At 45.2% G+C, this 8,900-nt stretch carries 7 protein-coding genes; all 7 read right to left on the bottom strand.

Annotated elements, in window-relative coordinates; translation table 11 throughout:
• Positions 1–53: 53 nt before the first annotated feature.
• The gene (gene ligA, locus ACSBOP_RS01090; RefSeq protein WP_442602690.1) at positions 54–2,078 is read right to left on the bottom strand and encodes an NAD-dependent DNA ligase LigA; all 2,025 of its coding nucleotides are present in this window, start codon (positions 2,076–2,078) and stop codon (positions 54–56) included.
• Positions 2,079–2,098: 20 nt separating this feature from the next.
• Positions 2,099–4,411, bottom strand: coding sequence for a DNA helicase PcrA (gene pcrA / locus ACSBOP_RS01085; protein ID WP_442602689.1), 2,313 nt, complete (start codon positions 4,409–4,411; stop codon positions 2,099–2,101).
• 16 nt (positions 4,412–4,427) lie between these two features.
• On the bottom strand, positions 4,428–5,120 hold the full coding sequence (locus ACSBOP_RS01080) for a heptaprenylglyceryl phosphate synthase (protein WP_442602688.1): 693 nt from the start codon (positions 5,118–5,120) through the stop codon (positions 4,428–4,430).
• Between the two features lie 202 nt (positions 5,121–5,322).
• Entirely contained in the window at positions 5,323–5,682 is a 360-nt protein-coding gene (locus ACSBOP_RS01075) for a hypothetical protein (protein ID WP_442602687.1), read from the bottom strand.
• Between the two features lie 307 nt (positions 5,683–5,989).
• Complete coding sequence (locus tag ACSBOP_RS01070; protein ID WP_442602686.1) at positions 5,990–6,454, bottom strand: hypothetical protein; 465 nt, start codon at positions 6,452–6,454, stop codon at positions 5,990–5,992.
• A gap of 146 nt (positions 6,455–6,600) precedes the next feature.
• Positions 6,601–7,518 (bottom strand): DUF4340 domain-containing protein, encoded by a 918-nt coding sequence (locus tag ACSBOP_RS01065; RefSeq protein WP_442602685.1) that lies wholly within the window; start codon positions 7,516–7,518, stop codon positions 6,601–6,603.
• On the bottom strand, positions 7,515–8,897 hold the full coding sequence (locus ACSBOP_RS01060; protein ID WP_442602684.1) for a GldG family protein: 1,383 nt from the start codon (positions 8,895–8,897) through the stop codon (positions 7,515–7,517). Before ACSBOP_RS01060 ends, ACSBOP_RS01065 begins: the two co-directional genes overlap by 4 nt.
• Positions 8,898–8,900 lie beyond the last annotated feature (3 nt).

The raw sequence follows: 8,900 nt of genomic DNA, 5'->3' as shown, positions 1-8,900 counted from the left end.
AAAAAGCGAGAATGCTGCCAGTGATAGGCGACTCTCGCTCTTTCGTATTTACTCTAAGCTTCACCCAGTAACTTCAATATTTCTTCTTCACTATCAATAACCGCGATACCGAGATCGCGTGCTTTCGTTAGTTTGGAACCTGCACTTTCGCCGGCAATGACGATATCGGTCTTTTTGGAAACTGAACCTGTGACCTTAGCACCTAGTGCTTCAAGTCTGCGCCCAGCTTCATCCCGACTAAAGGACTCAAATGATCCAGTTATAACGATAGTCTTCCCATAGAAAGGGTGCTCGGTATCTGCTGCTTGCTGTTCGGATACTTCTGGCATCGTCGGCGTTACGCCTGCTGCGAGAAGACGGTTCACGCTGTTCAGCATCGTTTCATCACGGAAGAAAGAGTAGATCGAATCCGCAACAATCGCTCCTACGTCATGCAGTGACATGAGTTCCTCTTGGGAAGCCGCCATGAGTGCTTCTAATGAACGGAAGTGATCCGCGAGCACTTTGGTCGTAGTCTTGCCTGTATTCGGAATACCAAGTGCAAACAAGAAGGAGGACAAATCTCGGGTTTTGGATTTTTCTAGAGCATCTAATAGGTTAGATGCTTTCTTCGCACCGAAGCGTGTCAAACCCAGTAATTGATCATTAGTTAATGTGTAAAGATCAGCAGGGTCGCGTACACCCAACTCTTGATGTAGTTGTTCGGCGGTCTTTTCGCTAAAAAATTCAATGTCCATGGCATCTCGTGAAGCAAAGTGGGTGATACGTCCAATCAGCTGTGGCGAACAGCCAAGACGATTCGGGCAGAACAAATGAGCGCCACGCTGCTCCAGCTCTGATCCACAGTCTGGGCATTGGGTTGGGAAAACGATCTCCTCGCCATCCGCTTCGTCGGTTACTTTGCCAAGGATTTCAGGAATCACATCATTCGAACGACGAATGAAAACGGATGATCCCAATGCAAACCTCAGGTTCTTACGTTCGATGTCACCAATGTTATTCAGTGTACAGTTCTGAACGGTAACGCCTGCAAGCTCAACAGCTTCAACCTTTGCAATAGGCGTCACCTTTCCTGTACGACCAACGTTCCACGAAACAGATTCCAAGATGGTCGTCGCTTCTTCGGCTTCGAATTTGAAGGCAACCGCCCAACGTGGGAATTTCTCTGTATATCCAAGCACCTCACGCGTACGCATGTCAGTTAGCTTCACAACACCCCCGTCAATAAGGAAGTCAAAGCTGTTACGCTTCTCAGCAATTTTGTTCAATTCCGTGGTAACAGCTTCAATAGAGTCGACGTAGTGGACGTAAGGGCTGACTTTAAAACGATTGTCGGCTAAGAACTGCACCATCTCTTGATGGTTCGTAAAAGGTGTGCCATCGGTAAAGCCAACATTATAGAAATACGCGTTCAATTTACGTGAGGCCGTGACCTTCGGATTAAGGTTGCGGAGTGCACCGGCTGCAGCATTACGCGCATTTTTGAGCGGTTCGGCCGCTGTCTCATTATATTGGGCAAGTGTGGACAAGTTCATGATACCCTCGCCCTGCACTTCAATTGTACCGCTCTTATATGGAATCTCGAGAGGAATGGACTTGATCGTCTGCACTTGTGCTAGGATGCCTTCGCCCACTTCGCCATTTCCACGAGTCGCAGCTTGAACAAGCGTACCGTTCGTGTAAGTCAGGTTCAGTGTTAAGCCATCAAACTTCAGCTCCACGACAAAAGAAGGCTCTGGTAGTGGATTCTCTGGATTACGTGTATTGAAGTCATTTATGAGCTTGCGGACACGCGTGTACCAGGCCTCAAGATCGGTTTCATTCTGAGCTTTGTCTAGACTCCACAGACGCGCTTGATGACGATGCGGCGTAAAACCACTGAGAACATCCCCACCGATGCGTGCTGTTGGAGAGTTCGGAAGTACGATGCCGCTCTCTTGCTCTAGCTGAACCAGCTGGTCATAAAGCCGATCATACTCCCCATCGGCAAGCTCTGGACGATCAAGCGTGTAGTATAAATAGTTGTGATGATTAATGGTATCGATCAGCGTGCTCATTTGTTGTTGAACATCAGACATAAGCAGGATCCTCCTCTCGATTATTCGGTTACTTTGGTAATTGGGGCGAATTTGGCAAGCAGACGCTTAACGCCAACGGGCGCCGGGAACGCGATCTGCACTTCGGTATCGTCGCCTGTTCCTTTGACGGATACGACGACGCCAGTGCCCCACTTGCCGTGGGCTACTTTGTCGCCCACGGCGTAGTCGAGCACGGTATTAACCGTGCTCACAGGTTTAGCGACCACACGGGAGGTCGCGGTTGATCCGCCGCTTGTTCCGGCGGATCCTGGTGCGGCCGCGGACCATGTGGCGCGGCCTTCTCCGCGCGCGGCCATGCCGCCGCGCGGTGCGGGCGACCAGCCCGTGCTGGAGGAGCCCGAGCGACCACCAGTTGATGCGGCGCCTGCCGCTTCTACGAGATCCGCTGGGATCTCGGCAAGGAAGCGAGACGGCGCGTTGGCGCTAGTCCGGCCGTACAACATGCGCATTCTGGCGCATGTGAGATGCAGCTCCGCCTCGGCACGGGTAATGCCTACGTATGCGAGGCGGCGCTCTTCTTCAAGCTCATCGGACTCTAGTAAGGAGCGTGAGCTTGGGAAGATGTTTTCTTCCATCCCTGCAATAAACACAACAGGGAATTCCAATCCTTTTGCCGCGTGCATGGTCATTAAGACGACTGAATCTTGCGGCCCTTCTTCTTTATCCATGACATCGATATCTGCGATAAGTGCAAGATCTGTCAGGAAGGAAACGAGGGATTTATCCTCGTTGCGCTTTTCAAAATCCATGGTCACGGACAGGAACTCTTCAATATTTTCCAAACGAGCTTTGGATTCCAATGTATTCTCACGCTTAAGTTCTTCCCGATATTGGGTAAGCTCAAGCATCTTCTCCGTTAATTCCGTAACAGTAAGATATTCAACCATATGATGTAAGGATAAAACAATTTCACGGAAGTCGCTTAGTGCATTGCGAGCACGTGATGTGATCTCGATCGATTCCACTTCATCCAGCATTGAAGAAAGGGAGATGCCTCTACGTGCAGCAGCTTCTGAAACCCGCTCCATCGACGTGTCACCAATGCCACGCTTGGGCACATTCACAATACGCAATAAAGAGATATCATCATTGGGATTGGATAGTAATCGTAAGTAAGCCAAGATGTCCTTGATCTCTTTACGATCATAGAACTTCACGCCGCCCACGATTTGATAAGGAATCTCGGATTTGATTAGAATTTCCTCAATTACCCGTGACTGTGCATTCGTACGATACAAAATGGCATGATCGGCATAGTTTTTTGCACGAGCACGATTACGACTAATCTCACTTGCAATATAGTAACCTTCCGCATGCTCCGAATCGGCTTGATATAATTTAATCTTCTCGCCGTCACCACGATCCGTCCAAAGCTTCTTTGGTTTGCGGCCTGTATTATTCGAAATAACTTCATTGGCTGCTTTCAATATGTTGCTGGTTGAGCGGTAGTTCTGCTCGAGCAAGATCGTCTGCGCCTCTGGGTAATCTTCTTCAAAATTAAGGATATTGGTAATATCTGCACCCCGCCAGCGATAGATGGATTGATCACTATCCCCTACGACGCAAATCCGGTGATGCTTGTCAGCGAGCATACGGCACAGCATGTACTGAGCACGGTTCGTATCTTGATACTCGTCCACGTGAATGTATTGAAATTTATTTTGATAAAAATCGAGGACTTCTGGTACTTCTTTAAAGAGTTCAATTGTTTTCATAATCAAATCATCGAAATCAAGGGCGTTGTTGCTCTTCAGCTTCTTCTGATAAGAAGTGTATATTTTGCCAACCAATCCTTGAAAATAATCCCCGATCTTGCTTTCATAACGGTCAGGTGTAATAAGTTCATTCTTCGCTGTTGAAATTTCGGCTTGAACCGCCTTCGGTTCAAACTTTTTCACATCGATATTCTGTTCTTTCATGATGCCTCTAATGGTAGAAAGCTGATCGGAAGAGTCTAGAATGGTGAAATTTGAAGAATAACCGATGCGATCAATATCTCGGCGTAATATACGCACACACATCGAGTGGAACGTAGATACCCAAATATCGTTGCCTGCCACTCCAATCAATTTATCAACCCGATCCTTCATCTCACGAGCTGCCTTGTTCGTAAAGGTAATTGCAAGTATGCTCCAAGGTGCTACTTTACGTTCAGCAATCAAATACGCAATTCGATGCGTAAGTACGCGCGTCTTTCCACTTCCCGCTCCAGCCATAATGAGCAGAGGTCCACTCACAGCTTCAACGGCTTGACGCTGTGGAGGATTAAGCCTGGATATCGCTTCTACTATATTCGTCTGTTGATTCCACATTTCGTAAGTAACCTCCTTACCCTTGATGACAACCTGCAACGGTTGCCAATGCCTGATCTAAATTTTCATATATGATATTGCCTACTACAATCGTATCTGCTGCCGCTGCAGCTAGCTTCGCTTTTTCAAAAGAATCGATACCGCCACCGTACAAGAGCTGTGACTGACGAAGCGTACTTTTTACCTGACTGACTAATTCCATATCCCCAAAGGTTCCACTGTACTCGATATAGCAAATCGGCATTCGAAACAATCGCTCGGCTGTCTTTGCGTATGCCACGACTTCACGTTCACCGATGTTGGTGTTGGCAGAAGTTACTTTAGCAACTGTGGAATGCTCATTCAAAATGATATAACCTTCAGGCAGAATCTCATCCCAATCTATTATTGAACCAAATTCTGCGATGGCCTCCATCTGCTGACCAACGATCCATTCCGGATCCCCTGCATTGAGCACAACAGGAATCATGTACATATCAAAACCGGGTACAATTGCATCGCGATGTGACACTTCAAGCACACAAGGCACCTCATATTGACGAATGCGCGCCAGTAAATCTACCGTGTTCTCATAGGTAACGCCTGACGATCCTCCTACCATTATCCCATCTGTCCCCGATACGCACAAGTGTTCTAATTGATCATCGGTCAATTGTTTATCCGGGTCTAATTTAAACACGTGTCTCCATGATTTTGTATCTATAATCAACGGGTTCCCTCCACCTCAAAATCATCCCAAACTGAACTATTCACCTCAGTCTATTCTACCCATGTACACCTGTCAAATCTGTCGATTACCGCGTGAAAACTAGAGATTATCTATATGCATTGTGAAAAAAATACACTGCCCCTCATCGGTCAGTGTATCTCTATTCATCGTAATTTTCTTTTTTATCATCTAAATCAAAAGCTTACTCAGAAAGATCATGGATACGTTTCGCACCCGTATGTATTGTTGCAGGCAAAGGTCTCTCCTCATTCGGAATATTCAGCAGACTTGATGTATACTTTAATGTGACGTACATACCGGAGAGAATAGCATATATATCACTGAAATGACGTCTATTTGCTTTCATTGTTTCTATCATATGTATAAATTGCTCAATGCTATGAGGCTCCAGGTTAGACCCCTGTCTCATGAAGAGTGTAAATCGGTCAATCATCGGTGCTAATCTCTCAAATGAGGAATGGATGTCAGTGAACTCAGGAAGCATCTGTTCAAGTTCTTGCAGCAGTAATTGTTGATTATGTTTTTCTGCGGGGTCTGGCATTCGGAAACGCTCCTTTCAATGGAAAGTCCATTCTAGTTAGTTACGTAATGATTGGATACCGGATTCACAGCTAGCCGTACTACTTTCTTGTCCTGTCATTATAATCAATTTCATCTCATTTCGTTAGAGTCGGCAGTCCTGTATAGGTATGCACAACCTCCCATTTCGCACCTTTAACTCCTTCTCTATCCAGTTTCTCCTCTCACCATACCACATTGACAAAGATTGTAAAATATTTGTTAATAAAAAAAGCCCTTTTCCATTTTATTGGAAGGACTTTTACATTAACAAAACCTATCTTTGCTTGCTACTCTTTGATTTCAACTTCCAGTTCTTTGGTAATTCCTAGCGGTGTGTGATCATTCTGCTGGAGACTAAGAACAATTTTATGCTTACCTGCTTTTAAATTTTCTAAACGAATCGTCTTTTCTTCCCCTAATTTCGCTTTCTCCATGTTATCTACGGTTACGTGCAAATGCCCTTCATTAGGGACTTTCGCTTTGTCCATATGCTCACCAGAAAGTTTGAAATTTTTAACCGTGTAGGTTAGGGTAGCGTTGCGTCCTTCTGGTTTGATCTGCGCTTCAATAGTTGGGGCTTCTGTCTTACCTTTCACATCTGATTTCAGATTAGGTGCAGTTGTATTTGTGTTCATCTGCATCCCTGACTCATGTTGATGGCTTGCAGTGCTGTCAGCCGACGAACAAGCTGTGCTAATTCCACTAAGTACTAGCAGTCCTGCTAGTCCAATAACTAATCTCTTTTTATTCATACTGTTACACACCTCTTATTCTAGATTGGACATCCCTGTAACTTGTATATGACGTCCAAGCCTTATACATGACTAAAGATTTGTGACAAAACAAATAACCTGCATCCACTTTTCAGGACACAGGTTACTTCTTGCACGCTTATTGTTTATTTCATGTCTTTCACTTGTTCAAATGCTTGTTGTACATCAGCAAGTGGTACTGCATAAGCCCATTGTCCGCCTTGCTTCACGATCCAGACTTTGTTACCGTCCAATTTTCCATGATAGATCATACTCCCCGTCTCACTCTCATGACTTGTTTTAATCTCTATTGTAAGATCAGGTGCTTTCATTGCGATATCTGTAGCAGGTTTCATCAGTTCCTCTGTCGCAAGAAATAAGACTTTGTCTAGGAGCATATTCGCCTTACTTCCATCCAATTCTTGATCTCCCAGTCTCCACTTGGCTGCAAGCGCTGTTTGATCCAAATCGGTCTTGGTCAATGCCCATTTATCTTGCTTCCAATGAAACTGAAGTGAAGACACCGTATCCGAATCAAAAGAAACTGGCGTACGAGCGATAAATTGGAGTGGTTCCTTCTGTAGAGCTTCTACAGCGGAAGCTCCTACCCGATATACCCTACGCGATTGATCGACTGCCGCATAATAATACCCGTTCACAGCTAGCTCATCACCTATTAACAAGAGCTGCTCGCTGCCATCCTTCAATTTAACCTCATACTCTCCGCTTGGTTTCTCTAGTCCATATTTGCCCAAGTCGGATGCATTCTCTTCCACAACCATATCCTGCGTAATACTGCTTAAGGCGTCCAACCAACTGCTTACCATGTTCTCGTTAACGGGGTAAGCTGCTGGCTTCTCCATTACCCAATTGTCATCTTGCCGATTGACATCTACTTCCTGCTCATTCCATTTCACCGTCAAATTCTTCACATCATCTCGATTAAAAGCAAAAAGCTTTTGCTGACTCTCTGCCGTTGCCTCATAGAAGTTGTGCCCTCCTGTATACCAGAAAAGTCCAATGCAAATGACGACCAATAGGAGGGTTGGAATGTATTTTTTCATCCTTTTCTACGCCTCCACCATATCCATCCGCCTGTCAGCAAGAATAACAACGGAATGATCACGATTGTACCCCAGAATATCGTCTTCGCTCCAGTTGGTGTCATAGTTGCTACCTCATAATTCGCTCCTTGGCGTGGACGAATGGTTACACCATCTTTCTTTTCTTGCAGCCATGACACAGCATTTAAAGCAAAATCTCGATTGCCCTGCTTATTGATTTCACCATCCATTAGTAATGTCGAACTGCCAAGGAAGATGGCCTTCGGCTTGCCTTCCTTATTTTCCACCACATAACCCAAGTTCATTGGGCCCTTAATATCTTTATCATCCTGCTTTGTCTTGGATTGTGACAATTGCGCGATATCCGTCTCACCGTACGCCTTATTTGTTGTTTTCAAAATTGGCGTCGCTGTCCATTTCTCATTCGCATCATCATGATTAAGTCCAATTGCAAGTGATAACAAAGTAATCAAATCATATTTTGCCAGCTGATCTGTGATGGTATGAGAGCCGTATTCTGGAATGATTGTGAGTGGATCAAATAACGTGCTCTGCTTCGACTCAACCGCTATTGCATGCTGATCTTTAATCCCGTAATCAGCCATAATACCATCAATATTTTTCCATGCTGTTGCCATGTCTTTGTTAAAACCCAGAGATAGATACAGCTTACCAGCACCGTTTAAGTAAGTTCGAAGCAGCTCCGTTTCCTTATCGCTCAAATCCTTGTTTGGGCCAACAACGAAGAGCATTTCGGCATCCTCTGGAATCGCGCCCTCACGAAGCAAATTTAGGTCCTTTACCACATAGTTCTCACCTTCAAGTGAGGAGCGAAGCGCACTCATCTGCGCAAGTGGTACTTCTTCATGACCTGATAAAAAATAGACCGTATGCTTCTCAGTCGAGGTTAAGCTTGTTAATGCCCCGGTTAATTTCTCTTCACCTGAAAATAAGTAGCCACCTGTGGCATTATCTGCCATGAACATTTCGTAGAAATGAACGACTTTCTTTTGCGTGCCACTTTCAAAAACAACCGTTCCATTCGCATCAACATCATACTGCTTGGCGATTGATGGTTCTTTCGTCATATCGTATTCTTCAACCTTAATATGAGAGGAACGCTTCTTATACTCTTGAAGCATATCCATCACCTCATGATTGAGCCCGACACCTGCATTCGTTAGCGCCACAATTCGCACATCCTGCTTAAGATCGCTTAAAGCAGTTTTCGTCTGATCCGATAACGTGAAACTTTTGTTCTTTGTTAAATCCCATTGAAATCCTTTCAAGGAACCTAACAACATCGTTACTGCGATAAAAATGCCGATGACGGCAACGGATAGGACAGCGGCATTCGTGCCGCGCAGCCATTGTTTCATCCT

Source organism: Paenibacillus sp. KN14-4R (assembly GCF_052180255.1).
Taxonomy (GTDB): domain Bacteria; phylum Bacillota; class Bacilli; order Paenibacillales; family NBRC-103111; genus Paenibacillus_AM.
The sequence above is the reverse complement of the archived record's forward strand: the minus strand, read 5'-3'. Positions and strand labels throughout refer to the sequence as shown.

What these genes read in the sequence shown, in the direction of transcription:
- ACSBOP_RS01075 (WP_442602687.1), bottom strand. Translation starts at nt 5,682, where the DNA reads ATGCCAGACCCCGCAGAAAAACATAATCAACAATTACTGCTGCAAGAA.
- pcrA (WP_442602689.1), bottom strand. Translation starts at nt 4,411, where the DNA reads ATGTGGAATCAACAGACGAATATAGTAGAAGCGATATCCAGGCTTAAT.
- ACSBOP_RS01060 (WP_442602684.1), bottom strand. Translation starts at nt 8,897, where the DNA reads ATGAAACAATGGCTGCGCGGCACGAATGCCGCTGTCCTATCCGTTGCC.
- ACSBOP_RS01065 (WP_442602685.1), bottom strand. Translation starts at nt 7,518, where the DNA reads ATGAAAAAATACATTCCAACCCTCCTATTGGTCGTCATTTGCATTGGA.
- ligA (WP_442602690.1), bottom strand. Translation starts at nt 2,078, where the DNA reads ATGTCTGATGTTCAACAACAAATGAGCACGCTGATCGATACCATTAAT.
- ACSBOP_RS01070 (WP_442602686.1), bottom strand. Translation starts at nt 6,454, where the DNA reads ATGAATAAAAAGAGATTAGTTATTGGACTAGCAGGACTGCTAGTACTT.